The 25,960-nt window shown below is 45.3% G+C and carries 18 protein-coding genes; 6 read left to right on the forward strand and 12 right to left on the reverse strand.

Annotated features, from left to right (window positions below; genetic code table 11):
* Positions 1–11 precede the first annotated feature (11 nt).
* Positions 12–4,094 (reverse strand): hybrid sensor histidine kinase/response regulator transcription factor, encoded by a 4,083-nt coding sequence (locus B9A91_RS00465; RefSeq protein ID WP_084236357.1) that lies wholly within the window; start codon positions 4,092–4,094, stop codon positions 12–14.
* A 98-nt stretch (positions 4,095–4,192) separates the two neighbouring features.
* Complete coding sequence (locus tag B9A91_RS00470; RefSeq protein ID WP_084236359.1) at positions 4,193–5,368, reverse strand: aldose epimerase family protein; 1,176 nt, start codon at positions 5,366–5,368, stop codon at positions 4,193–4,195.
* Positions 5,369–5,503: 135 nt separating this feature from the next.
* Here B9A91_RS00470 and B9A91_RS00475 point away from each other — a divergent pair, with 135 nt between their 5' ends.
* The 5 genes from B9A91_RS00475 to B9A91_RS00495 all read left to right on the forward strand — a co-directional run bounded on the left by B9A91_RS00475 (position 5,504) and on the right by B9A91_RS00495 (position 11,902).
* Positions 5,504–6,214, forward strand: a complete 711-nt coding sequence (locus B9A91_RS00475) for an NUDIX hydrolase (RefSeq protein ID WP_084236361.1) — start codon at positions 5,504–5,506, stop codon at positions 6,212–6,214.
* 88 nt (positions 6,215–6,302) lie between these two features.
* Positions 6,303–7,988 carry a ribulokinase gene (locus B9A91_RS00480; RefSeq protein WP_084236363.1) on the forward strand — a complete coding sequence of 562 codons (1,686 nt, stop codon included), beginning with the start codon at positions 6,303–6,305 and terminating at the stop codon, positions 7,986–7,988.
* 11 nt (positions 7,989–7,999) lie between these two features.
* A complete protein-coding gene (locus B9A91_RS00485) occupies positions 8,000–8,698 on the forward strand; it encodes an L-ribulose-5-phosphate 4-epimerase (RefSeq protein WP_084236365.1) in 699 nt (232 codons plus the stop codon).
* A 21-nt stretch (positions 8,699–8,719) separates the two neighbouring features.
* Positions 8,720–10,210: an L-arabinose isomerase gene (gene araA, locus B9A91_RS00490; protein ID WP_084236366.1), complete on the forward strand. Its 1,491-nt coding sequence runs from the start codon at positions 8,720–8,722 to the stop codon at positions 10,208–10,210.
* 6 nt (positions 10,211–10,216) lie between these two features.
* Positions 10,217–11,902, forward strand: a complete 1,686-nt coding sequence (locus tag B9A91_RS00495; RefSeq protein ID WP_084236368.1) for a sodium:solute symporter family transporter — start codon at positions 10,217–10,219, stop codon at positions 11,900–11,902.
* A 101-nt stretch (positions 11,903–12,003) separates the two neighbouring features.
* Here B9A91_RS00495 and B9A91_RS00500 read toward each other — a convergent pair whose 3' ends face one another.
* The 7 genes from B9A91_RS00500 to B9A91_RS00530 all read right to left on the reverse strand — a co-directional run bounded on the left by B9A91_RS00500 (position 12,004) and on the right by B9A91_RS00530 (position 21,042).
* Positions 12,004–12,897 carry a metallophosphoesterase gene (locus B9A91_RS00500; protein ID WP_084236370.1) on the reverse strand — a complete coding sequence of 298 codons (894 nt, stop codon included), beginning with the start codon at positions 12,895–12,897 and terminating at the stop codon, positions 12,004–12,006.
* A gap of 152 nt (positions 12,898–13,049) precedes the next feature.
* Positions 13,050–13,805 (reverse strand): TlpA family protein disulfide reductase, encoded by a 756-nt coding sequence (locus tag B9A91_RS00505; protein ID WP_084236372.1) that lies wholly within the window; start codon positions 13,803–13,805, stop codon positions 13,050–13,052.
* A gap of 11 nt (positions 13,806–13,816) precedes the next feature.
* Entirely contained in the window at positions 13,817–15,250 is a 1,434-nt protein-coding gene (locus B9A91_RS00510) for a RagB/SusD family nutrient uptake outer membrane protein (RefSeq protein ID WP_084236374.1), read from the reverse strand.
* Between the two features lie 11 nt (positions 15,251–15,261).
* Positions 15,262–18,714: a TonB-dependent receptor gene (locus B9A91_RS00515; protein WP_235012324.1), complete on the reverse strand. Its 3,453-nt coding sequence runs from the start codon at positions 18,712–18,714 to the stop codon at positions 15,262–15,264.
* Positions 18,715–18,877: 163 nt separating this feature from the next.
* On the reverse strand, positions 18,878–20,023 hold the full coding sequence (locus B9A91_RS00520; protein WP_084236376.1) for a FecR family protein: 1,146 nt from the start codon (positions 20,021–20,023) through the stop codon (positions 18,878–18,880).
* Between the two features lie 66 nt (positions 20,024–20,089).
* Entirely contained in the window at positions 20,090–20,668 is a 579-nt protein-coding gene (locus B9A91_RS00525) for an RNA polymerase sigma-70 factor (protein ID WP_235012328.1), read from the reverse strand.
* Between the two features lie 14 nt (positions 20,669–20,682).
* Entirely contained in the window at positions 20,683–21,042 is a 360-nt protein-coding gene (locus tag B9A91_RS00530) for a hypothetical protein (RefSeq protein ID WP_084236380.1), read from the reverse strand.
* 196 nt (positions 21,043–21,238) lie between these two features.
* On the opposite strand from B9A91_RS00530, the gene B9A91_RS00540 reads away from it, so the two are divergent.
* On the forward strand, positions 21,239–22,645 hold the full coding sequence (locus tag B9A91_RS00540) for an arylsulfatase (RefSeq protein ID WP_084236384.1): 1,407 nt from the start codon (positions 21,239–21,241) through the stop codon (positions 22,643–22,645).
* Here B9A91_RS00540 and B9A91_RS00545 read toward each other — a convergent pair.
* From B9A91_RS00545 to B9A91_RS00555, 3 genes are all read right to left on the reverse strand, one after another.
* Positions 22,638–22,829: a hypothetical protein gene (locus tag B9A91_RS00545; protein ID WP_084236385.1), complete on the reverse strand. Its 192-nt coding sequence runs from the start codon at positions 22,827–22,829 to the stop codon at positions 22,638–22,640. The genes B9A91_RS00540 and B9A91_RS00545 overlap by 8 nt on opposite strands.
* A 129-nt stretch (positions 22,830–22,958) precedes the next feature.
* Positions 22,959–23,981, reverse strand: coding sequence for a zinc-binding alcohol dehydrogenase family protein (locus B9A91_RS00550; protein WP_235012330.1), 1,023 nt, complete (start codon positions 23,979–23,981; stop codon positions 22,959–22,961).
* Between the two features lie 11 nt (positions 23,982–23,992).
* Positions 23,993–25,906: a glycoside hydrolase family 88 protein gene (locus B9A91_RS00555; protein ID WP_084236389.1), complete on the reverse strand. Its 1,914-nt coding sequence runs from the start codon at positions 25,904–25,906 to the stop codon at positions 23,993–23,995.
* Positions 25,907–25,960 lie beyond the last annotated feature (54 nt).

Genomic DNA, 25,960 nt, shown 5'->3' on the forward strand with positions numbered 1-25,960 from the left:
TTCCATAGGCTTTAAAATTCCTCCGTAATATAGTCGCTCGGTGTTCTTCCAAACTGCTTCACAAACTCTTTGCTAAAGTACTTGCTATCACTGAAGCCCACCATATAAGCCACCTCGTAAACCGTATAGGTATCCTGTCTAAGCAGTTGTGCCGCACGTTTTAAACGTACAGATTTGATAAAGTTGTTGACAGTAAGCCCTGTTAGGGTCTTGATTTTTTTGTATAAAATAGGTGTGCTCATCCCCACTTCGGCGGCCAGGATATTTACATTAAAATCATCTACACTAAAATTGTTTTCAATGATACCCATGATCTTGTTCAGAAACTCCTCATCGGAAGATTCGATCAGGATGTTGGAAGGCTGCAAGGTAATCTGCTGACTGAACTTACGGCGCATATTGGCCTGCAGCGACAATAGGTTTTTGATGTTGAGTTGTAGCACATCTATACTAAAGGGTTTGGTGATATAAGCTTCGGCTCCGGTTTTTAGCCCACTTACTTCGTGGATGTTCCCGGAACGTGCTGTAAGAAGGATAATAGGAATATGGCTGGTGCGGGGATCTGTTTTCAGCGTGCGGCACAGCTCAAGCCCATCCATAACAGGCATCATTACATCGCTGACAATGATATCCGGTATCTTTTCAAAGGCGACCTCCACTCCCCTTCCTCCATCTTCAGCTTCCAGAATATGGTAAAACGGTTTCAGCGAGGCTTTCACAAAATCACGTATTTCCGGGTTATCTTCAACGATCAGCAAAGTCACCCTTTCTTCGGCTATACTTTGTTCTGTGAAGGCAGGCTCCTCTTCCAGGGCAACTTCCTGCGGCAGCCGGTACAGATCCGGACTTTCAACATTTACGTACTGCGGTATCAGCTCTTCTTTTTTAAAGTGCTGGCTACCAGTTTTTAGTTTAAGGCAAAAGCAGGTTTGCATACTGGTCCCGTTAGGCAGCTGGTTAGACAGCAACAGCAGATCACCATGATGTAAACGGGCTATTTTTTTTGAAAGTGCCAGTCCTATTCCTGTTCCGCTGTGCCTGGAAAGCGGGTCTTTTACCTGGTAAAAATTGGTAAATATTTTATCCCGGCTATCTTCCGGTATCCCTTTACCATTGTCAATTACGCTAATCTCCACATAACCTTTTTCACCTCGCTTTACAGAAAGTACAATTACCCCATAATCGGGAGTAAATTTAAAGGCGTTGGAAAGCAGGTTAAAAAACACCTTTTCCAACTGACTGTGATCAAAATAGACTTCAATATTGTCCTCGCTGCTGTTAAACTGGTAGTCAATATGGTGTTTAATGGCCAGGTACTGGAACGAAAGGTAAATCTCTTTGGCAAATTCAACAATATTTTCGGGTGAAACATTAAGGGTCATCTTACCTGCCTCTTCCTTCCGGAAATCCATCAGTTCGTTAACCAGGCGCGTTAGCCGGCCAGCATTTTTCTTAACGGTAAGCAGTCGCCTGTTTAGGCGTGGCGACTCTTTTGTATCGTTGATCAGGTTTTCCAGCGGGCCAACAATAAGCGTTAATGGCGTCCGGATCTCGTGCGAAACATTGGTAAAGAAGTCCATTTTCATCTGGTATACTTCGTGTTCTTTCCTTAACAAAGCCCTTATCCATAAAAACCTGAACACCAGGAAAAGTATGGCAGACAGGCAGATCCCGTAAATGAGATAGGCCCACCAGGTTTTCCAGAATGGTGGGAGTACATGGATAATCATCTCCTCCGGATAATCTGCCCAGACCCCATCGTTATTGGCACCCCTGATCAACAATTTATAGGTGCCTGAAGGTAAATTGTTAAATGTAGCTGTAGGCGATGTTACAAAATTCCAGTCTTTATCTGCTCCTTCAAGTTTATAGGCATATTTGTTCTTTTCCGATTTGATATAGTTGAGTACAGCAAAATCGAAGCTGAAAATATTTTGTGAATGGGAAAAGGTGATCTCTTTGGTAAGGCTGATGTTGCGGCTCAGCAAATTGCTTTCATCGCCAATAGCAACAGTTTTATTGAAAAGCCTGAGCCTTGTAAAAATAACTTTCGGTACCTTTTTATTTTCTCTGATCTGATCGGGAAAAAAGCTGACCAAACCATTGTAACCTCCAAAAAAGAACTCGCCTTTGCTGTCTTTAAAAAAGGAATTGTAGTTGAACACGTTTCCTGGCAAGCCATCCTGAACGGTAAATGTTTTGAATACCTTTTTATCGAATTTGGCCAGCCCGTCGGCTGTGCTGATCCACAGGTAACCATGATTGTCTTCCAAAACGCCGAGCACCACATTGCTGGGCAGGCCGTTTGCTGTGGTATAGAATTTTATTTTGTTACGCGCAGGATGGTAGCGGATAAGGCCGGAATCGTAACTACCCAGCCAGATGGTACCCGTTATGTCTTCCTGTATCAGGTTGATGTCATCAAAAGCAGTGGACTTATCGGCTATCGTAAACCGTCTTACCTGCTTTGCATTTGGCCCCAGGATATAGGTTCCGGAATTGGTTGCAATCCAGATGTTCTTTTTTGAATCTTCAAACAGGTAGCGGGTAAACCTTAGGTCCTGCTGGTTACTTTGCCGGTTAAACGGACTGAAATTGTCTTCATTTTCATTATACAAAAATAAACCATGGGCCCTGGTACCCACCCACAGCCTGTCCTGACTGTCGTGCAGCAGACAGACAATCCTGTTTGAATTCAAGGCTTTGGGGTTCGATGGGTCGGGTTTATAATGCTTAAAACTGTTGGTGCCTGGCAGGTATACATCCAGTCCTCCTTCATAAGTACCTATCCATACCTTCCCTTTTTGATCTATGGAGATGGCTTTAACCAGGTTGGAGCTTAAAGAACTCGGATTTTCCGGATCGTGCTTAAAGCTGGTAAACTTTCCTGTGGTCCTGTTGTAATAGTTCAGTCCCTCGGCCTCGGTACCTATCCATAAATTATGGTTTTCATCTTCTACAATAGAACTGACCACATTACTGCTAAGACCATTTTTGCCTAAGGTAGATTTGTAACCTTTAAAAGGGGTTGAATTGGCATGATAAAAATTTACCCCCCCGTAATAAGTCCCCATCCACATAGATCCGGCAGCATCCTTTAAAATATCGTAAATAGAGTTCTGGTTCAGGCTTGAGGCATCTTCAGGATTGTGGTTAAGTACGGTAAATGTATCGGTTTCAGGATTAAAAATATTGATCCCGTTTAGGGTGGATACCCATAAGCGCCCATCCTGGTCAACCTTGATCTTCCGGATCACATTGCTGCTGATGCTGCCAGGTACACCTCTTCTGGCTGTAAAATGTTTAAAGACACCGGTTTTTGGGTTGAACAATTCAAGTCCATTATTATGTGTACCCACCCAAAGATTATGTTTTAGGTCCTCAAAAACCACACTGATATCGTTATCTATCAAGCTGTTCGGATCGCCTGTTTTATGATAATAAGATTCGAAGCGGTAATTACCTTTTTGCAGACTGATTTTGGTAAGCCCCTGCAGGGTACCCACCCAAAGGTTACCTTCATGATCTTCACAAATGGTCTTCACCAGCTGATGTGCCAGGCCTGAGCCCATTTTTCCAGGCAAGAACCGTTGAAATTTTCCATCATTGCCCAGCTTGTTCAAACCGCTGTCGGTACCCACCCAGATGTTGCCTTTTTTATCCTCGTAAAGGCTCCTGATGATATTGTTGCTCAGGCTGTTCCTATCTTCTGCATTATGCAGGTAGCGTTTAAAGGCATTTTTTTCAGGCAGGTAACGGTTCAATCCCTTTTGTGTACCCACCCATAAATTTCCCTTGCGATCGGTAATAAGTGCATTGATGTTCTGGCTGCTGCTCAATGAACTTTTATTCCCCTTTTCTCGCTTGTAGATCTCAAAACTGCGGGAATTGTATTTATTCAAACCATCCTTGGTCCCAAACCACATAAAGCCCATACTGTCCTGCGCTATAGAAAGGACACTGCTTTGGGAAAGTCCGTTTTCTACCGTCAGATGGTTGAAACTCATCTTGGTTTTTTGGCCATAAGCCACGCCATAGCCCAATATCAGGGCCGCCAGGAGCAACAGGTTAATCCGGCAAAATAATGGCGACATGTGCAGCAATTTGGTTCAGTGTAAAAATAAGGTTTTACTTCCACATTCGCTATCGCCCCCTTACAAAAAGCATCCTTTGCACTATGGCTGCAACGCTGTCATTTCCTGACACTGAACTTATACACGGTAACCGTATGGTAATCTTCTCCGGGTTTCAATACAGTTGAAGGAAAAGATGGCTGATTGGGTGAATCAGGAAAATGCTGGGTTTCCAGACAAAATGCCGAACGGTGCGGATAGCTTAGCTGGCCCTTGCCATCGCGTTCTGCACCGGTTAAGAAATTACCACTGTAAAACTGCAGGCCGGGCTCTTCAGTCAGAATCTCCATTACAATACCTGTTTTTTCACTGCTTACACTCGCTACTTTTTGTAATCCCTCTGCCTTCCTTAACACAAAGTTATGGTCGTAGCCTTTTCCGAATTTCAGCTGCGCATTGGTGTCATTAATCCTGGCACCAATCTTTGTGGGTATATTGAAATCAAAAGGTGTACCTGCAACATTTTCTATCTTCCCGGTTGGGATCAGTGTAGAATCAACCGGTGTATAGCTATCGGCATCAATGTTTAGTAAATGATCAGTAATGGTAGCATCGCCTGCACCATTCAGGTTAAAATAAGCATGATTGGTCAGGTTTACAACTGTACTTTTATCGGTTGATGCGTTATAGCTTAATTTAAGTTCATGGTTATTTGTGAGTTCATAAGTTACCTTAACTATTAAATTGCCAGGATATCCGGCCTCACCATCTTTAGAAAAATAAGTCAGTTCCAGCGTTTGATCATTTACCTTTTTCGCATCCCATACCTGTGCAAAAAAACCATCGAAACCACCATGAAGTGTATTTACACCATCATTTAACTGTAACTGGTAATCCCTTCCATCCAGACTAAACCTTCCCTTTCCTATCCTGTTGCCATAACGTCCAATAGTTGCCCCAAAAAAGGGTTCCCCTTTTTTCTGATAGGATTTCAGGCTATCGTACCCCAGTACCACATCTGTAAAGCCATTTTTATTATCAGGTACCCATAAAGAAACCAATCGGCCACCATAATTGGTAATTACCGCCTTCGCCCCTCCTTTGTTGGTTAACGTATATAAACCCACTACCTTCCCGTTCACATCTCCTTTAAAAGCCAGTGAATCTGGCAAGACTATGTTTTGTACGGCAGTGCTATCGTTAAATGCTGCACTTTTATTTGCCGAATTGGTACAGCTGCTTAGTGCCCACAGGAAAATCAAAGAAAGGCAAATGGAATTTAGTCTGTTGTTCATAAGTTTGTTTTTATATTTGACTGGTATCTAATGTAGAAAAAGAATATTAAATGTCAAAATAACAATTAATATTTGCAGATTTAGAATGTTAACCATAGCACAGCATCACCACAAATAAAAAATAATTATAAATATATGAAAAAATACACCAATCAAACCCGTTTCTTAATTGCTGTTGACTGTATTGTATTTGGCTTTGATGGTGAACATTTAAAAATCCTGCTGATCAAAAGGGGCTTTGAACCTGAAAAAGACAAATGGAGCCTGATGGGCGGTTTTGTAGGCGAAGAAGAAAGCCTGGATGATGCCGCGAACCGGGTGCTGACCCAGCTTACCGGACTTAAAGGGGTATACCTGGAACAGATCCAGGCTTATGGCAATCCTTTAAGGGACCCGATAGAAAGAACACTTTCTGTAACTTATTTTGCCTTGATAGACATCCATAAATATGAAACTCAGCTTAACGACCAGTACCATGCAGAATGGTTTCTGCTTAAAGATGCCCCGCCGTTGATATTTGACCATGATGATATGGTAGAAGCCGCAAAAAAGAAAATACGATACAAAGCAGCCCTGCATCCTATCCTTTTTGAGCTTTTACCTAAGAAATTCACCATACCACAGCTGCAGAACCTTTACGAAGATGTTTACAATACACAAATAGACAACAGGAACTTTATCCGGAAACTGACTGCGACCAAACTGCTGATTAAACTGGACGAGAAGGACAAATCGGGCTCTAAAAAAGGGGCATTTTATTTTAAGCTGGACAAGAAAAAATACAAGGCAAACTTCCAGGCCTTCCTGAACTTCATCCCTAACCCCGATAAATTACTTACTGTATAATAGCTTTTTAGCGGCTTTTAAAGCTTTGTTCAAATAAATTCTTTTATTAAAATAAATAAACGTTAATTAGACGTTTATTTAACTAAATATGAACAAAGATCAATATGTGATTGGGGTCGATTACGGGTCGGATTCTGTGCGTTCCGTGATTATTGATGCAAAAAATGGAGCTGAACTGGCTTCATCTGTATATTACTATCCCCGCTGGCAAAAGGGTTTGTACTGTAATCCTTCAAAAAACCAGTTCAGACAACACCCTTTAGATTATATAGAAGGGCTTGAACAAAGCATAAAGCACTGCATTCAAAAAGCAGGTGGCACAACTGCCGCGGCAGCCATCAGGGCCATAGCTGTAGATACTACGGGTTCCTCTCCTGTTGCTGTAAATCAAAAGGGCATACCCCTTGCCCTGCTTCCCGGATTTGAAGAAAACCCAAATGCTATGTTTGTGCTCTGGAAAGACCATACCTCTGTGAAGGAAGCCATGCAGATTAACAAGCACGCAGCACGTTACGAGACCAATTACCTTAAATATTGCGGCGGCATTTATTCTTCTGAATGGTTCTGGGCAAAGCTGTTGCACATTTTACGGGCAGACGAGGCTGTAAAAGCAGCCTGCTATTCCTGGGTAGAACATTGTGACTGGATCCCCTTTCTGCTTACCGGGGGAAAAGACATTACTGAAATGAAACGCAGCCGCTGCGCTGCCGGGCATAAGGCTTTATGGGCAGAAGAATTTAATGGCTTACCACCGAATGAATTCTTTGCTGCGCTAGACCCATTGCTGGACGGTTTTACCGGGCGTTTGTTTACGGAAACTTATACTGCCGACGTACCTGCGGGTACCATCAGCCCGGAATGGGCCGAAAGATTGGGTTTAAATACAGATGTGCTAATTGGTGTAGGTGCTTTTGATGCGCATATGGGTGCCGTAGGTGGACAAATAGAACCTTATCATTTGAGTAAAGTAATGGGTACTTCTACCTGTGATATCCTGGCTATTCCCAATGAAGATATTGAGGGCAAATTAATTAAGGGCATTTGCGGGCAGGTAAATGGTTCTGTGATACCAGGCATGCTGGGGCTTGAGGCCGGACAATCGGCCTTTGGCGATACCTACGCCTGGTTTAAAGAGCTGCTTTCCTGGCCTATTAAAAACCTGCTGCGTAATACTTCAGCTATTGATGCAATTGCCGCAGCAACCCTGGAGCAGGAACTTTTGGACAAAATGATCCCTGAACTGAGCAAACAGGCAGCCCTGCTTCCAAAAACAGAAGATGATGAGCTGGCAATAGACTGGCTGAACGGAAGAAGGACACCTGATGCCAACCAGGAGCTCAAAGGAGCTATCAGTAACCTTAGCCTGGGCAGTGATGCGCCAAGGGTATTCAGGGCGCTGGTTGAGGCCACCTGTTTTGGCGCCAGAAACATCGTAGAACGTTTTGTAGCCGAAGGTGTACCGGTGAAAGGCATTATAGGCATAGGAGGCGTGGCCAAAAAATCCCCCTTTGTGATGCAGACCATGGCTAACGTTTTAAACATGCCCATCCGCATACACCAGTTTGAACACACCTGCGCATTAGGGGCCGCGATGTTTGCTGCCGTAGTTGCCGGTATTTACCCAACCGTAGAAGCAGCCATGACAGGCATGGGCAGTGGGTTCGACAAAGAATACCTCCCTGAACCCGAAAATGTAGCTTATTACGCAAGCCGCTTTACAAAATATAAAACACTCGGTGTTTATCTGGAGAATGTTAAATCAGGAAAACAATAATAGCTATAGCCATGAGTAATTATCAGGACATCAAAGAACAGGCTTACCATGCAAATATGCTGCTGCCCAAACTGGGGCTGGTGCTGTTCACCTTTGGCAATGCAAGTGCGGCCGACAGGTCCAAAGGCATTTTTGCCATTAAACCCAGTGGGGTTGCTTATGAAGACCTAAGCCCCGAAAAAATGGTGATTGTTGATTTTGAGGGCAATACGGTTGAGGGAACTTTACGCCCTTCATCCGACACCAAAACCCACGCGGTACTGTACAAACACTGGGAAGGAATTGGGGGCATTGTACATACCCACTCTACCTATGGTACCGCATGGGCACAGTCGCAACGCCCTATTCCAATTTATGGTACTACCCATGCCGATCATCTCACGGTAGATATTCCCTGCGCCCCCCCTATGGTCGACGACAGGATCAAAGGGAATTACGAATACGAAACAGGTTTCCAGATCATGGATCACTTTAAGGAAACTGGCCTCAGTTACAAAGAAGTAGAAATGATCCTGGTAGGCAACCACGCTCCCTTCACCTGGGGCAAAACAGCCGAAAAGGCAGTTTACAATAGTGCAGTACTGGAAGAAGTGGGCCGAATGGCCCTCTTAACCGAACAAATACGAAAAGAAGTGCCCAAATTAAAAGAAGCATTAATCAAAAAACACTATGAAAGAAAACATGGTGCAGATGCGTACTACGGACAATAAAATCACGCTAAATATTCAACAATGATCAATTTAAAAAATCTGGAAGTATGGTTCATTACCGGAACCCAGGACCTATACGGAGAAGAGACCTTAAAACAGGTAGCCTTACATGCACAGCAGGTTGCAGCCTCACTTAATGAGGCCAACTCCATCCACGTCAGCATAGTTTACAAACCTATTGTAAAAACACCTCAGGAGATTTTTGATACCCTGCAGCAAGCTAACCAAAGCAAAAACTGCATTGGAGTGATGACCTGGATGCATACTTTTTCGCCTGCAAAAATGTGGATCAGGGGCTTGAATATCCTTCAAAAGCCCTTGTTGCATTTACATACCCAATTTAACCGCGACATTCCATGGAGCAGTATTGATATGGACTTTATGAACCTGAACCAAAGCGCCCATGGCGACCGTGAGTTCGGCTTTATGGTAACGCGTATGCGCAAAGACCGCAAAGTAGTAGTCGGTCATTGGCAGGACGAAGAAGTAATTAAAGAAATTGACACCTGGACCCGCGCCGCCGCAGGCTGGCACGACTGGCAGGGCGCCAGGTTTGTGCGTTTTGGTGACAACATGCGTTATGTAGCTGTAACGGATGGTGATAAAGTAGAAGCCGAACTTAAATTTGGTTTTGAGGTGAATACCTATGGCATCGGCGACCTGGTAGCCGTAATTAACAGCATCCCTGAAAATGCTATCCAGCAATTGCTGGATGAATATGAAGCCAGCTATACCATGACTGACGACCTGAAAAAAGGTGGGGAAAGGCACGATTCGGTTTACCAGGCTGCAAAAATTGAACTGGGTCTCCGGAAATTCCTCGAAGATGGGAATTTTAAGGGCTTCAGCGATACCTTTGAAGACCTGCACGGCATGGTACAGCTGCCCGGGATTGCGGTACAACGCCTGTTGGCAGCGGGTTACGGATTTGCAGGGGAAGGTGACTGGAAAACTGCCGCCCTGGTAAGGGCCTGTAAGGTAATGGGTGCCGGGCTGCCGGGCACCAGTTCATTTATGGAAGATTACACCTATCATTTCGACCCTGCAAACGCAATGGTACTGGGTTCGCATATGCTGGAAGTGGACGCAGCCTTGGCCAGTGGTAAACCACGTCTGGAAGTACATCCCTTGGGTATAGGCGGAAAAGCCGACCCGGCCAGGCTCATTTTTAATGTAGCCGGCGGCAATGCAATCAACGCTTCTATTGTGGATATGGGCAACCGTTTCCGCTTGCTGGTCAATGAAGTGGAAGCCCTGGAACCGCAGCATGAACTGCCCAAGCTACCTGTAGCACAGGTATTATGGAAACCGCTTCCAGATATGAAAACAGGCTGTGCAGCCTGGATTTATGCCGGAGGTGCACACCATACGGCCTACAGCCAGAACCTTACGACTGCACATTTGCTGGATTTTGCAAATATCGCAGGCATTGAGTATGTTAACATTGGCAAAGAGACCAGCATCAACCAGTTCAGAAATGAGCTGCACTGGAACGAAACCTTTTATAGATAACCAGATATGAACAACAGTTTAGTTACCACAGACTATGTAGTTTTCCTCATCTATTTTATAGTTGTTGCAGGCTATGGCTACTACATTTACCGGCAGCGTAAAAAGAACGAGCACGATGCCAAAGCCTTTTTCCTGGCCGAAGGCACATTAACCTGGTGGGCTATAGGCGCTTCGCTCATTGCATCCAATATCTCTGCAGAGCAGTTCATTGGCATGAGCGGCGAAGGTTTCTTTCTGGGTATTGCTGTAGCAGCTTACGAATGGATTGCGGCCATCGCCCTTATCATTGTGGCCGTTTGGTTTATCCCGGTGTACCTTAAAAACAAGATCTACACCATGCCGCAATTCCTCAAAACGAGGTATAATGAATCGGTAGCACTCATCATGGCCATATTCTGGCTGTTCCTGTATGTTTTTGTAAACCTGACCTCCATCCTGTACCTGGGTGCAGTAGCCATTAACGGCTTAACTGGCGGCGACTACCTGCATGTAATTATGGTTGGCCTGGCTGTTTTTGCACTCATCATTTCCCTCGGCGGAATGAAGGTAGTGGCCTATACAGATGTGATTCAGGTTGCCGTGCTGATATTTGGCGGGTTGGTGACCACATACATTGCGTTAACGGTAGTTGGGCAAAAGTTTGGTGTGGGCGCCAATGCCATTGCAGGGTTTAATGTACTGATGGAACAGGCACCAGAGCATTTCCGGATGATGATCCCAAAGCCTACCGCAGCGTCTGAACAGGCAGAGATCAGCAAGTACCTCACCTTTCCGGGCCTGGCCTCTTATGCAGCCGGTATCTGGATCATTAACCTGAACTACTGGGGCTGCAACCAGTACATTACCCAAAGGGCCCTGGGTGCCGACCTGCATACCGCCCGAACGGGGATCCTGTTTGCAGGTTTTTTAAAGCTGCTGATGCCTTTAATTGTAATGCTACCTGGCATTGCTGCTTATGTGTTGTACAAAGGCGGGCACCTGCCCCAGCTTATTGGCGGTAAAGACGGGGCTTACTCGGCTATCCTCACTTTCCTGCCTACCGGTTTAAAAGGCCTATCGGTAGCTGCTTTAACTGCAGCTATAGTAGCCTCGCTGGCGGGCAAGGTAAACAGTATCTCTACTATTTTTACACTCGATATATATTCGCGCTATTTCAGCAAAGGTTCAGAACAAAAGAACCTGGTACTGGTGGGCAGGGCTACGGTATTTGCGGGAATGATCCTGGCTGTGCTCTTTACCTGGGATGACCTGCTGGGTATAGGTGGCGAAGGTGGCTTTACCTTTATACAAAAATATACGGGCTTTATCAGTCCGGGTGTATTTGCCATGTTTATCCTGGGAATGTTCTGGAAAAGGACTACCGGTGCGGCGGCTGTTGCAGGTGTATTGGCAGGTTTTTTACTGTCGGTTTTCTTTAATGAAATGGCACCGCGTATGCTGGGCAACGAAACCTGGCTGTATACGGCTTATCCAAACGGAGCAGGCAGCTATGAAATTCCTTTCCACATTTGTATGGGACTGTCTTTCGCCTTTACCATGCTGATTATGATTGCCATGAGTATGGCAGGGCCTAAAGTAAATGAGAAGGCTTTTGAACTGGACAAATCTATGTTTAAAGTTGCGCCATCTACCATGATACTGATTGTGGTAACCTTACTGGTTATCGGGGCGCTGTATGTAAAGTTCTGGTAAGTTATACAGTCTGACATTTCATGAAACAGGCAGCATGTTCAATTGTGCTGCCTGTTCTAATATTCGTTTAGACTTTACCATCTTTCAAAATGCTATTGTCACTAAATTGAAAACTTATAGGATTTGGTACGTCCAACACCTTTAATTTCAAAATGATCAGTATAGATTTCCAGGATGCCATACGCATTCTTATCTGATGTCTCCACCATACCTTCAAGTGTGATACATGGTATGGATAAATGATTTCCAAAATCTCCAATATGATGATGTCCCGCAAGCAATGCTTTAACACAAGTGTATTTATCTATAACACGAAGGATCTCCTGACTGTTAAGGGCTGTAAATCCTCTCGAAAAATCGAGTGGATGATGTGAAAGGATAAATACTTTCAGCTTTTGGTTTTGCGCTTTGGCCAGTAAACTGTCGACCCACTTTAACTGTCGGCTGCTGATTCCCCCGTTATATTCCTGGGCATTAACCCCTTTAACCGCCTTGATACTGTCCATCATATTCTTTAGTTCTTTTTCTTTCCAGGTTCCGGTGACATTAGCGTATGATGCAATTTCATTGGTATTGAGGAGGATAAAAAGACAGCCTTTTTTTTCAAGAGAATAATACTCGGATGGCATGCCCAGTTTTGCAAACAAGGATTTGTTTTCTGTTACGCCATGATAGTCATGGTTACCCGTAGTGTTATAAACCGGCTTTTTTAGTCTGTCTAAAATCGACAATACAGAATCCAGGTCTTTTGGATTTCTATCAACGACATCCCCCAGGTTAAGTGAAAATTGCACCTTTTGTTGGTTAAGGTCTTCAACGCAGGCCCTCAGTTTGTTTAATGAGTTTCTGTAATAACGTGTACCTCTTGTTTCAGCATTTGCATACTGAATATCGGCAATAAGGCCTACACGTAAAAATGGCTTTGGCGCCTGCGCCTGGGTATTCAGGTTTCCCATTAATACAAACAGGGTAAAAAAATAAGCTAACTTGTTCATGTAATTAAATTTACTTTAATGTTAGCGATTTAACTATAATTATTTATGCCTGCAAAGCATTCCCCTGCGCAATCGTTTGCACACAAAATTTTATCCACCGAATCTGAAGCAAAATACAAAAGGACTCCTTTCGGGGAGTCCTTTTGCAGGATTTAATGCACTACACCATTTACCGCTAAAACCTTTTCCAGTTGTGCTTCCACCTCTTGTTCATTGCCGGAGTATACCAGGATTTTCCCCGCTTTATCCAGCAGCACATAAAAGGGCAGAAACTTTATCTCGTACAGGTTGCCTACAACTGAAGGGGCAAACTTTTCAGGAAATTCATCTACTACCTGTAGCCAGGGCATCTTTTCCTGTTCCAGTGCCTTTTTCCAGGCCTCCTGGCTTTGATCGGCCGAGAGGCTGATGAGCTCAAAGCCTTTGGCCTTGTATTTCGCATAAACGGCTTTCAAATGCGGTATGGCCTTTCGGCAAGGCACACACCAGCTGGCCCAGAAATCGATCAGCACATATTTTCCGCGTGTATCCGAAAGCTTTAGCTTTTTCCCACCGGGCATCATCAGGCTGAAATCGGGGGCTAGATTGCCAGGCTTCAGCTTTCTTTTCTTTTCCAGTACGGACTCCATTGCCAGATAACTTTTAGTTTCCTTTGCCGCACCAGTAAATTTTTCCATCAGTGCTTCCTGTTGCTCCAAGCTGGTCTGGTAATCAAACTTCAGGAACTCACTGAGAAAATAAGGGCCGGAAACCGAAGCCGGGTTTGCACTGATGTATTCAGTGATCCACTTCAGGCGCTCAGGCCTTTTCAGTTTACTGATGGAGTCGTTCAATGCCTTGTCCTGCGCATTGGCCGATGGGATCGCGATCCCCAACAGGAGGATAGCTGTAATGATATATCTTAACATAATCTGCTTTGTTAGTTTTTAGAATAACCGGGGTTCTGGTCACCAAACAGCGGATTGTATAAAAATTCATCTTTTGGTACCGGTAAAATATATTGCGTTTGACTGGTTATGGTCGGTTTTACCTGCTTTACCGTTTCAAATGGCAGGCGCAGCAAGGCCATCCACTCCATGCCGTCTTCTGCGATCAGGCTTTTTACCGTTTCCTTGTAAATCTCGAACAGCAATGTAGCCGGTGTGCCGGCATTTTCTACCGCGTTGTAAGGCTGGCTATTTGCCGTAGCGGTAATCCCTGCCTTTTCCTGCACCTGATGAACCGGTATTCTTGCCTCGGCCAGATTACCTCCCGAACGTACAATAGCCTCGGCTTTTAACAGATAAACTTCGGTTAACCGCAACACATAATAGGTTTCAGATAATGCCGATGGCACACCGTTTTCCTTCATGTACTTGGTAAAGAAAAAATAGGCCGGCCGTGGCCTTACGCTACCAATCATCCAGGCCTGGCGCGGATCATTGTCGTACATGGTTTTCAAAGCCGTCTTTGCGACATACAGGGAAGATGCGCCCGGCCAGTATTGGGCACTGGTGCTGTAGGTTTCTTTTTCCTGGTTGGCCTGTGGCTTGATGCCCAGGATCACTTCCTTACTGGCCAGTCCGTTCTTATGAAAAACATCTTCAGCTATGGCTTCCAGTTTATAGGGACTATCGGCTATCAGGGAATTGGCCAGCGTAATGATTGTTCCATAATCTGCAGCACCGCCCCTGCTCATCAATACCCGCGTTTTTAAAGCCATTCCTGCCCATTTGCTGACATAATGGTTAGGATTGGTTGCCGGGCCATTAATGATCACATCGTCCAGATCGGCCAGGATATAATCATAGCTTTCCTTTACCGTACTCCGCTTTTTTGGGATATTGCTGAGGGTTGAAAGCTCATCGCGCAACAGTGCCCCCCGGGGGCTGTCGGCCTTGTACCATTCCCCGTAAAAAGTAAGCAGTTTAAAGTGCGCATAAGCCCTTAAAAAACGGGCTTCGGCAATCATCTCCTTCTTCCTGTTCGCAGTAAATTTTTCGGCTGGCAAGGCATTTATTCCACTAATCACTCCGTTTACGGCGTTGAGCAGCGTGTACGATTCTGCCCAATACGAACTGCTGGCCCGGTCATTGCGGTTTTCCTCTTCCGGCAATATGCTGGAGTACATCCCCAGGTAGCCTGCAAACATAGGCGGGATGATCTGATGGCTCTGCCAACCGGTTTTGGTAATGGTTGCGTTGGCAAAACGGTAGTAAGCACCATTTAATGCAATCTGGGCTGTAGCCTGATCCAATATGGTATTTGCATCAACCTTAGCATTTTTGGGTAGTGCACCCAGTTCCTTTTTACAAGCATAGCAGCTGATGAAGAGTACTGCTATCGCAATATATTTATAGATTAATATTTTCATCTCTCTGTGTATTAAAATCCAAAACGAAGTCCAAAACTAAACTGCCTTACTGTTGGGTATCCCCCTGCATCACTATAGCCCCCAATCAGGCTGTACGGATCATTACTTACCTCCGGATCTGCTCCGGGATAATTGGTAATGGTCAGCAAATTAGTTCCTGAAACATATACAGAAGCTGTATTTAGTTTCAGTTTTTTCATCAGCAAAGGGGAAAGCTGGTAACTCAGTGTTACAGATTTCAGCTTGATAAAAGAAGCGTCATATACGTTATTGCTCGCTCCGGTCACATTGGTACCCTGGCCCAAGATCAGCCTTGGCCTTTCGGTATTTTGGTTTTCCGGTGTCCATCTGTCCAATATTCTGATGCCCTTGTTGGTACGGGTACCCGCATCTGCATTTTGTACATCCGCCAGGTAATAAATGTCACCGCCATAAGAAAAAGTGGCCAGCGTAATCAGACTGAAGTTCTTATAGGTAAGGCTATTGGTATACCCCCCATAATATTTTGGCTCGGCATGCCCTATGATCTCACTTTTATTGAAGCGTGTTGCCGGGTCGAGTATATAACGGGTGTCGCCAATCCCCAGATAAGGATACTGCCCAAACTGGGCAAACAGGTTTTTACTCTTATAATCGTCTACTTCTGCCTGCGTCCGCAATAATCCGTCAAACCTGTAACCCCACAATAAACCCAGAGGTTCGCCTACCTTGAGCACATTATTCCCATAAGTATAGGTTTTCGGATTGGCAGGATCAGAAAAATCATTGGACAGTGCCAGCACTTTAGACCTGTTGCCGGATATGTTAAAAGTACCCGACCAATGGATGTTTTTGCTGCGTATAAAATCGCCACGCAGTGAAAGTTCAAGCCCCCTGTTCCTGATGTCGGCAATATTAGCCGTTACCCCGGTAAAACCCGAACTACGTGCTACGGTTGCCGGAAACAAAATCCCGTCGGTAGATTTCTCATAATACCCTATGCCCCCGCTTAACCTCGAATTGAAGAAGGCAAAATCAATACCAGCATCTTTTTGCAGGGTAGACTCCCATTTGATCCTATCGTTACCCAATTGGGTTGGGGCCAGTCCGTTTAGTCCGGCATAGGAAACGGGGGAATAAAGGGTATAGAACAGGTTATCTCCTATGTTCTGCGTACCGGTATAGCCGGCGCTTGCCCTCAGTTTAATCTCACTGATCCATTTTACATTTTTCAGGAAATTTTCTTCAGAGATACGCCAGGCTACACCACCCGAGGGGAAATACCCCACCCTGTTCTTTTCCGGAAATTTAGAGGAGGCATCTGAACGTCCGGTAAAAGTGAACAGGTATTTTTCGTACCATGCGTAGTTTGCACGCATGTAAAAACTGAGCAGTGAATTCTGCCCCGAAATACCGGTAGACGGTAAAGTTAATGCTGCAGAAGACAGGTTATTCAGGTAATTATCGTCCGGAAAGCCCTGGCCACTGGCCGAAAAGGAATTGCTCCGTGTAATCTGCCAGGAAGTCCCGGCCAGGATATTGATCCTGTTGTTTTCATTAAACTGCTTGTCCCAGGTCAGCGTGTTCTCATAAAACAGGTCTACATTTTGTGATTGTGCCTGTGTGGCCACTCCGTTTTTGGAGCCACTCGCATAGCCACCGCTTCCCGAGATCTGCGCCGTACTGGGTACATAATTGGTCTGGCGGTAGTTGTTGTAATTAACCGATACAGTAGATTTGAGTTTCAGGTTCTTAAGGATATCGTATTCGCCCGATAAAGACCCCAGCAGGGTCATGTTGTTGGATTTGTTGATGCCTTTAAGCAACAACAATGGATTCTGATAACCTTCAAAACCATAAGTTCCGTTCTCGTTTGCACTGATTACCTTTATGCTGCCGTCGGGATTGTAGGCGTCCAGGGTAGGCGGTGCAAATAAGGCTTGCGAATACATCCCGTTGGTAAGGTTATTGGTGCTAAAGCCGTAATCCAGATTGGTATTGATCCGTAAACGACTGTTAATTTCATTATCGAGGCTTACTTTCCCTGCAATCTGGGTAAAATCTGTGCCTACGATGGTACCATTATTTTTATTATAGGCCAGGGAAGTGTAGTACCGGGAACCCGTACCGCCACCTCTTACTGCAATATCTGCATTTTGGGTAATGCCATTTCGCAGTACCAGATCCAGCCAGTCTGTATTTCCTGTACCCAGAAAATCCGGATTGGTTAAAATATTGGTGGCTGTTGGGTCTGGTGCAAGTGCCGGAACCAATGCTGCCCGGGCATCGTTCAGGTTTTTTGCAGCCTCTTTCATGATCATGATGTACTGATCCCTGTTTAGAAGTTTTTCTTTAATGGGGCTGGTGATTCCTGCATAATAATTGGCTTCAAAGATTGGTTTCTGATTGTGTTTGCCCTTCTTTGTTGTAATGATGACCACCCCATTTGCAGCCCTCGAGCCATAAATCGCCGTTGCAGATGCATCCTTCAGGATGTCTATGGTCTCTATATCGTTGATGTTTAGCCCCCCCAAACTGTTCAATCCGCGTGCAAAAGAGCCCGAGATGGTCTGACTGGCATTAGGGCCATAGCCTTCTACCGGGCTAAGAATTTCTGCCGCACTTTGCAGATACCTGTTCTGGATTTGTACCTGTATGCCGTCGATAATGTACAAAGGGTCATTTCCGCCCATCAGGGAAGTCCCGCCCCTGATCCTGATCTTGGCCACACCACCCGGTGAGCCATCGGCCTGAACCACCTGTACACCTGCAGCCTTGCCGCTCAGTGCCTGGTCTACCGTAGCAAAAGGCACATCCCTCACTTCCGTCACATTTATTGACGCTACGGACCCGGTAAGGTCTTTTCTACGGGTGCTGCCATAGCCTACAACCACCATTTCGTTAAGTTTATTGGGATCCAGCTGCATGACAATGGTCATGTTCTGCTGAGCGGCTACCTCCCTGGTCATAAAACCTACGTAGCTTATGACCAACATGGCACCCTCTTCCGGCACGGTGATCGTAAAACGTCCATCCGAACCGGTTACCACAACCTTGTTATACCCTTTTACTTTAACACTAGCCGAGCCCACCGGCTTTCCGCCTTCATCCACCACACGGCCCTTTATTTCCGTGGCCGTAAAAAAGCCGCTCATTCGGTCAAGGAAGTTTTTTTCCCGGCTTTTGATAATGATGGTCCTGTTTTCGATGGTATAAGTTAAGGGCTGTCCTTTGAAACAGGCTTCCAGGGCCTCTTCCAGCGATACATTCCGCAGGTTCAGGGTTACAGGATTTGCCCTTCCAATGTTAAAATCGTTATAAAACACATCCATCCCCGTCTGCTTTTTCAGGCTTTCCATTATGGTTTTTAGCCTGGCGTTTTTTTCTATCAGCGTAACCTGCGCCCGGCTGGCCGCACTTACCTGAATCAAAAACACCGTCATTATGATGATAGTTAATCGCATCACACGCAATAGTTTTTTCATTATCTTTGATTGTTTAGGTTTATTCTTCACAAAGCGCAGGTTGTCTAAGCTATACGCTTTGTTTCAGTTGATTGCAAGAATTAACAGTATAGATCCAAACAAAGACCGGGAGTAGGTCGAAGCACTCCCGGTTATTTAAGGATCTCTTTTTAAGCAGGTAAAACTATTTCATCACCAGGATCCTCCTTCCTTCAATTTTAAAATGTACATCATTGGTCAGCTCTATTGTGCGCAGCACCTTTGCCACATTGTCAAATTTGCTGAACGAGCCACTGAACTGTCTGTTCAGTAATTCATCTTTGTAAACAATTTCCACATCATACCATCTCGCAATCTGGCGGAGGATGCTTCCAATATCTTCACTTACAAATTCAAACTTCCCGTTTTTCCAGGCTATGGATTTCTCTGCATCGGTATGGCTAAGGCTTAGGTTCTCGCTGCTGAGAATGGCTTGCTGACCAGGTTTCAGGACTGCAGTCTCTTCCCTGTTTAAAGCACGCAAACCTATACTTCCTTCCAGTAAAGTAGTTTTGGTTATGGGCTCATCTTCATAACTGCTTAGGTTAAAATGGGTGCCCAATACCTTAATCTCCTGTTTGTCTGTAGTAACAAAAAAAGGTCTGTCCTTATTTTTTGCAATTTCAAAATAAGCTTCACCGGATAGGGAAACGCGGCGTTCTGTCCCCATCGCAAAGTTTGCAGGATATTTTATTGAGGATCCCGCATTCAGCCAAACATCTGTTCCGTCGGGCAAATGTACCTGGTAAGTTTCGCCGGTACTGGTTGAAAGCGTATTGAAACGTGGTGCATCTCCGGGTGCACTATAGGCGTTCCCCATCGAGTACACAAGTTTCCCATCCCTGTCCTTATGGATGAATACACCAGCTTCTTTTATAATTTCGCCGCTAACCTGATCAGATAGCTTTATCTTTTTGCCGTTGGCAAGGGTTAACGTTGCGGAGTTATGCCCCGGCCTGATGTTGTGCTGGTAGGTAAGCAATGTGGCAGGTCCCTGGTTAATATACAGAAATAGCGCAGCGAATGCGATCAGCAATACAGCCGCTGCCGCGATCCCCTTCCACCAAAGCTTCAGTCTTTTTGGCTTTTCTGCTATTGCCCGGCTGATATTGCTGTAGATTTCTTTTCGCAGATCTGACTCGGATGCAGAAAAATGCCGGGGTACCTCCAGCTGCACTGCATAAGCATTTAACCAATCCATCAGTTCTTTTTCCTCGGTTTTGGTTGCTGCTCCGTTTTTCCATTTATTTGAAAGGTAGCTATACCGTTCCTTGTTGTCGGGATGCTTCATTTTTTGCTGCTTTTACCTATATGTCAGTTCAGCAGAACAAATCCCTTAGTGGTCATTAAAAAAAAATTAGAGCAGACTAAGGAGAAAGCTTTTCAAGCCTGTTTTCAATGTTTTAATGGCCTTACCCAGGTGGGCTTCAACGGTCTTTTCGGAGATGTCCAGTTCCTGCGCGATCTCCTTCTGCGACATGCCCTGCTCACGGCTCATGGTAAATACAAGTCTGCATTTTTCGGGCAAATCGGCAACCAAAGCTGACAGCCGTTCTTTCAGTTCCTCAAATTCCAGCCATTCCTGGGTAGAATTGTCAATTTCGGAAACAACTGGCAGACTGTCCAGATACTTTTTACGGATGTAATGCTTATCCAGCGAATTGATAATGCGATATTTTACAGAAACTGAAAGATAGGCCGAGAGGCTCCCTTCTATTTTCAGACTGTCCCTACGTTCCCACAAGCTGATAAAAATATTTTGCACAATTTCACGGGCCTCCTCCAGTTCAAATACCTTTTGCCCCGCTGTTGTAAATAGCTTTTTCCAGTAGCGGTTATAAATTTCAGTAAATGCACTCCGGTCATCCTGTTTCAAGAGCACAACCAATTCACCATCAGAAAGGGTATTGTAAACCACCATGAAGAATTGCCCCAAGCTTAAATCATTCTTTAGGCTAAAGATACTTCTTTATTGTTTAAAAATTCAGCTATCGCATTCAGATATTCATCGGGCACCTCTTCACAGGTCTTGTTACAAAGGGAATATTGACCGGAATTGAATTTCTCAATAAAAATGCCGCTCCTGGGATCGAACTTCAGATAGCCCAGGTCAAAAAATCGTTCGGCCAGATCACCGGATGCATCCATCGATCTGAACTGCAAGGGTTTGATCGCCAGGTTCTTTTTGTTAATCAGAAGCCACTGAAATTTATGTGCAGCAGCCGCATCATCAGGGACATATTTTTTAATCTCAATAATGCACAGGTCATTATTGTCTAAAAAATACAGACATTCAAAATTAACTCGCATAATCTGGTTTGGTTTTACCTGGGGTGCTAAACAAAATTCAGGCCAGTTACGGGAAACATCGCCAGGCACTATTTTTTACAATCAGGACTGCAGGAGCCGTTACCTATGTTACCCAAAGCCGGAAATTATTGCTCAAAAATTCATACCTGATTATTTACCAATTTGCATTTAGCTACTTTATTGTAACTTTAGGATTATGCTGTTGAAACTTCTTGCACTCTTTACCCTACTGCTTTCTTCACTGGCCTTTTCTGCTGCTGCACAGCAAAAGCCCAATGTGATCTTTATTCTGGCCGATGACATGGGTTATGGCGACCTGGGTTGCTACGGACAAAAACTTATTGAAACGCCAAATATAGACCGGTTGGCTGCAGGTGGCATGCGTTTCACTCAGTTCTATGCCGGTACATCGGTATGTGCACCGTCCAGGGCTTCGCTCATGACGGGCCTGCATACAGGGCATACTCCTATCAGGGGTAATTACGAAATCAAACCTGAAGGACAGCTGCCCTTACCCGATTCAGCCTGTATCATACCCGAGATGTTTAAAGCTGCAGGCTACAAAACCGGGGCCTTTGGCAAATGGGGCATGGGTTATCCCGGATCGGAAGGCGACCCTATAAAACAGGGATTCGACCAGTTTTACGGTTACAATTGCCAAAGGCAGTCCCATAACTTTTTCCCGGATCATTTGTGGAACAACCAGCAGCGGATAGTGTTGAACAATACGCTTACCGAACAACGCGATTATGCTCCGGAACTGATCCAGCAACAGGCCATGACCTTTATAGAGCAGAATAAATCCAATCCCTTTTTCCTGTACCTGGCTTACACCCTACCTCATGCAGCCCTGCAATTGCCTGCCGCTGACCCGGTATTTGAGCATTATAAAAAGAAATTCAAGGAACAGCCAAAAACCATTATAAAAGATTGGAATGGCATAGGCTATCAGCCCCAGGCCTATTCCCATGCAGCTTACGCGGCTATGGTAACCAAACTCGACAATTATGTAGGCGAAGTAGTGGCCCGGTTAAAAAAATTAGGACTGGACAAAAATACCATGATCATCTTCACGAGCGATAACGGGCCCCACAAAGAAGGAGGAAATGAACCTGCCTTCTTTAACAGCAGTGCGGGGTTCAGGGGCATAAAACGTCAGCTTTCGGAAGGTGGCATCCGGGAACCGATGATCGTTAGCTGGCCTGGAAAAATCAAAGCCAGGCAGGTCTCCAATCATGTGGGCGCCTTCTGGGACTTTATGCCAACCTTTGCTGAACTGACCGGGCAAATTCTGCAAGGCCATACAGATGGACTGTCCATTTTACCTATTCTGCTCCACAAGGGCCAACAGCAGCAACATGAATTCCTGTATTGGGAATTTCATGAAGATGGCGGCCGGCAGGCCGTCCGAATGGGCAAATGGAAAGGTATCCGTGAAAAAGCCATTAAAAATCCGTATAGTGCTATTGCACTATACGACCTGGCTAATGATCCGGGCGAAACAAAGAACCTGGCTTCAGCCTTTCCTGAGGTGGTCAGCAAAATCAGGAAAATCATGCAAAATGAACATACCGAGCACAAGGATTTTCCTTTCTTTAATTGAGCCTGTATTCCTGGTATTTGCCTAATACCGGGCTAAAATAAGTCCTGTAGCCATGCCTTTTCTGGCAATCTGCACAGCCACAGTCGCCTGCCGGGTGCACACAGTGGCAGCATCTTTCACAGCCATTAGGGTTCCTGTCAAACAGCATGCTGATCTCCCAGTCCCATTCGTTATACGTTTTCATACGCCCTCCTTTCAAAGTCAGACATGAGTCATCTGACGGGTTAAAGGTAGCGCCGCTGGTATTCTTCTGAAATATGGCATCGTTATAAAGGCAAAATCGATAGCCGAACCGGCCTATCCGGGCGTTAATTTATAATGCAACCATAGCTTTTATCACGCCATTCGCCGGATCAAGCCAGTTTTTGAACTGATCTGCAACCTGGTCAAACATCACCCTATGGGTAATATAGGTAGCCGGTTCCAGCAGTCCGGCCTTCATACTGGCAATCACATGTTCAAAATCTTCCCTTGTGGCATTTCTGCTGCTCATCAGGGTAGCCTCGCGCTTATGGAATTCGGGATGGCTAAAGGATATTGGCTCCTTTTGCAACCCGATCAAAACAAAACGCGCACCGTGTGCCATATATTGAAAAGCATTGTTTATCGCTTTAAGACTCCCCGTGGCATCTATAACGGCTGTAGGCATATCCCCGGCTGTGATCTGCTGTAATTGCTCCAATACGTCCGGATCAAGCGCGTTCACCACATGTGCCACCTTCAACTTATCTTTGCAAAACTGCAATCGGGTAGAATTGATGTCGAGCGCTATAACCTTTGCACCAGCTATACGTGCAAATTCCATAGTACCCAAACCAATAGGACCTGCCCCTATAACCAACACAAATTCATCCTTTTGGATACCCGCCCTACGTACCCCGTGTGCACCAATGGCCAGCGGCTCTACCAGGGCAAGTTCATCGTAACTCAGGCCTTCCCCCTGGATCAAAGAAACTGAAGGCACCGAAAGATATTCTGCCATCCCCCCGTCTACATGCACGCCACATACTTTAATGTCTGTACAGCAATTTGGCTTGCCAGAGCGACAGGCAATACATGTCCCGCAGTTGAAATAAGGGATAAAAGTTACTTTTTCACCTTGCTCAAAACCGGGGGCGCCATCCGCTTCCACCAGTTCTCCTGCCAGTTCATGGCCCAATATCCTGGGGTAACTGAAAAAAGGCTGTGTACCTTCAAAGGCATGCAGGTCGGTTCCGCATATCCCGATCCTTTTGATCCGTATTATTGCACGGCCCGAACCAGGTACAGGTTTTTCGGCATTTGCATATTCAAATGCTCCGGGCATGGTGCAAACCAATGTTCTCATCTTCTCCATGATCTTGTAAATTATCGTTTGCCCGGCAGGTTCCCCAGCCAGTTCACCAGGTCCTGCCCGGCTTTAAAGTTCTCATATTCCGCAGGCAGCTTCCTTCCATCTACATACTCATTATACAACCATGGATCTCCGATCACAAATACCGTCCCTTTACCATATTTACTTACAGCAATGACATTGTCACTGTCCTCATCTTTCAATACCGGTTTTGCCTGGCTTCCCAGTGTCAGACTGCAATATTCCTTAACATACAGCTGTCTGGCCGTCTTCAAAATTGCATTTCCTTCCGGTACCAATACTTTACCCATCTCAAAACGGTTGTTGACTACCCGTCCCTTGCTATTGTAGTTAAACTGAATGTCAAATGTTTTTGCCAGGGTATTGAAATGATCCAGTTCTGTATTTCCTGTATCGTTGGCCATCAAAACCAGCAAACCGCCAGCTTTTACCCAATCTGCAATGACTTTAATGTGGTCTTTATTGATAAAATTGGGCTTAGGCACCTCCTTTTCCGTATCAGGGTCTACGATAATATAAACCGATGCACTCTTTAAACTGAGGGCGGTGGGCGCCGCATTTAAAGTTGCGGTTTTGAAACCGGCATTGCGAAACTGTTCTCCCCACAGCGAAAAACCACCGGCAGCCATTTCCTCCCATTTGTAATGCCAGGAAACCTCGTTGCCCTGCTGGTCTTTTTTCTTTTCGTTGTTGAACCAGGAATCCAGCAGCACAGTTTTGCCCAACCCGGGTTTAGGCATTGCGGCAATTTCCATTTCGTTGGCAGCCAATAAAAAGGCTCCTACTCCTTTCGGATCATTGCTAACCACCTTTTCGCTCATGTAATACGCATAACTACCATCACGGTAGGGTTTCCCGCCCAGGCCCGATACGCTGACTGTCCCCTTCAGGTTAACCTTACCTTCGCCGCGCTGCTCCACAAATTCCTGCTGCATACCTTTGTAACCTTTAGCGGCAACAGCAAAATAGCTTGCAGGCAAACAACCCAGGCGTACACCTTTTGCAAGGGCATACACAAACATGGCAGAGGCTGATGACTCAAAGTAATTGCCCTTTTCGTTAGGCAGGTCCAGAATATCGTACCAAACCCCCGTTTTGTCGTTCTGCGTACTTTTAATGGCAACTGCAAGCCGGTTTAGAATGTTAATCAGTTCTTTGCGTTGTGGATGGTTCTGAGGGAAATAATCCAGTGTTTCCACCAGGGCCATGCCATACCAGCCCATAGCCCTTGCCCATATGTGCGGAGAAAGACCCGTTTTTGGGTCTGCCCATTTTTCGATCTTCGATTCATCCCAGCCATGATAAAGCAATCCTGTTTTTGCATCCCTGGTGTTTTTTTCAATCCAGATAAACTGGCTGGCAATATCATCAAAGGCTTTTGCATTGCCGGTCAATGTGGCATACGCTGCATAAAATGGCTGTCCCATATACAAACCATCCAGCCATACCTGGTTGGGATAGATCTGCTTATGCCAGAAACCGCCTTGTTTGGTGCGGGGCTGTTTTTGCAGTTGTTCCCACAACAATGTGGCTGCTTTAAAATATTTGGCCTGCCCGGTTACCTGATAAAGGTTCAATAAAACTGTTCCGTTTTTTACATTGTCGATATTGAAATGTTCCTGGCTGTAGGTGTCTATCGCCCCATCTGCAGATATAAAGGCATCCATATCTTTCTGGATATATTTGAAATAGGCCGCATTCCCCGTACGCCTCCATAGGGCAGCCATCCCGTCCTGTACCACGCCATGATCATAAGACCATTTTTTTGCGCGCTCCGGCCAGATCTCCATTACGGTGGCCGCCATCTGTTCGGAAAGGGGTTTTGGATTGCTTTGCTGAGCCCTGACCTGTGAGGCAGCAGCCATACAAACTATCAGACTAAATATAAGGGAGATTCTTTTTTTCATTTGTCATGCTATAAATGGTTCTTACAATTCTACATAGTTTTAGGCTGGGATTGC

It is taken from the genome of Pedobacter africanus (assembly GCF_900176535.1).
GTDB lineage: Bacteria > Bacteroidota > Bacteroidia > Sphingobacteriales > Sphingobacteriaceae > Pedobacter > Pedobacter africanus.

What these genes read in the sequence shown, in the direction of transcription:
- B9A91_RS00530 (WP_084236380.1), bottom strand. Translation starts at nt 21,042, where the DNA reads ATGCGAGTTAATTTTGAATGTCTGTATTTTTTAGACAATAATGACCTG.
- B9A91_RS00555 (WP_084236389.1), bottom strand. Translation starts at nt 25,906, where the DNA reads ATGAAAAAAAGAATCTCCCTTATATTTAGTCTGATAGTTTGTATGGCT.
- B9A91_RS00500 (WP_084236370.1), bottom strand. Translation starts at nt 12,897, where the DNA reads ATGAACAAGTTAGCTTATTTTTTTACCCTGTTTGTATTAATGGGAAAC.
- B9A91_RS00540 (WP_084236384.1), top strand. Translation starts at nt 21,239, where the DNA reads ATGCTGTTGAAACTTCTTGCACTCTTTACCCTACTGCTTTCTTCACTG.
- B9A91_RS00480 (WP_084236363.1), top strand. Translation starts at nt 6,303, where the DNA reads ATGAACAAAGATCAATATGTGATTGGGGTCGATTACGGGTCGGATTCT.
- B9A91_RS00510 (WP_084236374.1), bottom strand. Translation starts at nt 15,250, where the DNA reads ATGAAAATATTAATCTATAAATATATTGCGATAGCAGTACTCTTCATC.
- B9A91_RS00515 (WP_235012324.1), bottom strand. Translation starts at nt 18,714, where the DNA reads ATGAAAAAACTATTGCGTGTGATGCGATTAACTATCATCATAATGACG.
- B9A91_RS00485 (WP_084236365.1), top strand. Translation starts at nt 8,000, where the DNA reads ATGAGTAATTATCAGGACATCAAAGAACAGGCTTACCATGCAAATATG.
- B9A91_RS00465 (WP_084236357.1), bottom strand. Translation starts at nt 4,094, where the DNA reads ATGTCGCCATTATTTTGCCGGATTAACCTGTTGCTCCTGGCGGCCCTG.
- B9A91_RS00470 (WP_084236359.1), bottom strand. Translation starts at nt 5,368, where the DNA reads ATGAACAACAGACTAAATTCCATTTGCCTTTCTTTGATTTTCCTGTGG.
- B9A91_RS00475 (WP_084236361.1), top strand. Translation starts at nt 5,504, where the DNA reads ATGAAAAAATACACCAATCAAACCCGTTTCTTAATTGCTGTTGACTGT.
- B9A91_RS00550 (WP_235012330.1), bottom strand. Translation starts at nt 23,981, where the DNA reads ATGGAGAAGATGAGAACATTGGTTTGCACCATGCCCGGAGCATTTGAA.
- B9A91_RS00520 (WP_084236376.1), bottom strand. Translation starts at nt 20,023, where the DNA reads ATGAAGCATCCCGACAACAAGGAACGGTATAGCTACCTTTCAAATAAA.
- B9A91_RS00545 (WP_084236385.1), bottom strand. Translation starts at nt 22,829, where the DNA reads ATGAAAACGTATAACGAATGGGACTGGGAGATCAGCATGCTGTTTGAC.
- B9A91_RS00495 (WP_084236368.1), top strand. Translation starts at nt 10,217, where the DNA reads ATGAACAACAGTTTAGTTACCACAGACTATGTAGTTTTCCTCATCTAT.
- B9A91_RS00505 (WP_084236372.1), bottom strand. Translation starts at nt 13,805, where the DNA reads ATGTTAAGATATATCATTACAGCTATCCTCCTGTTGGGGATCGCGATC.
- araA (WP_084236366.1), top strand. Translation starts at nt 8,720, where the DNA reads ATGATCAATTTAAAAAATCTGGAAGTATGGTTCATTACCGGAACCCAG.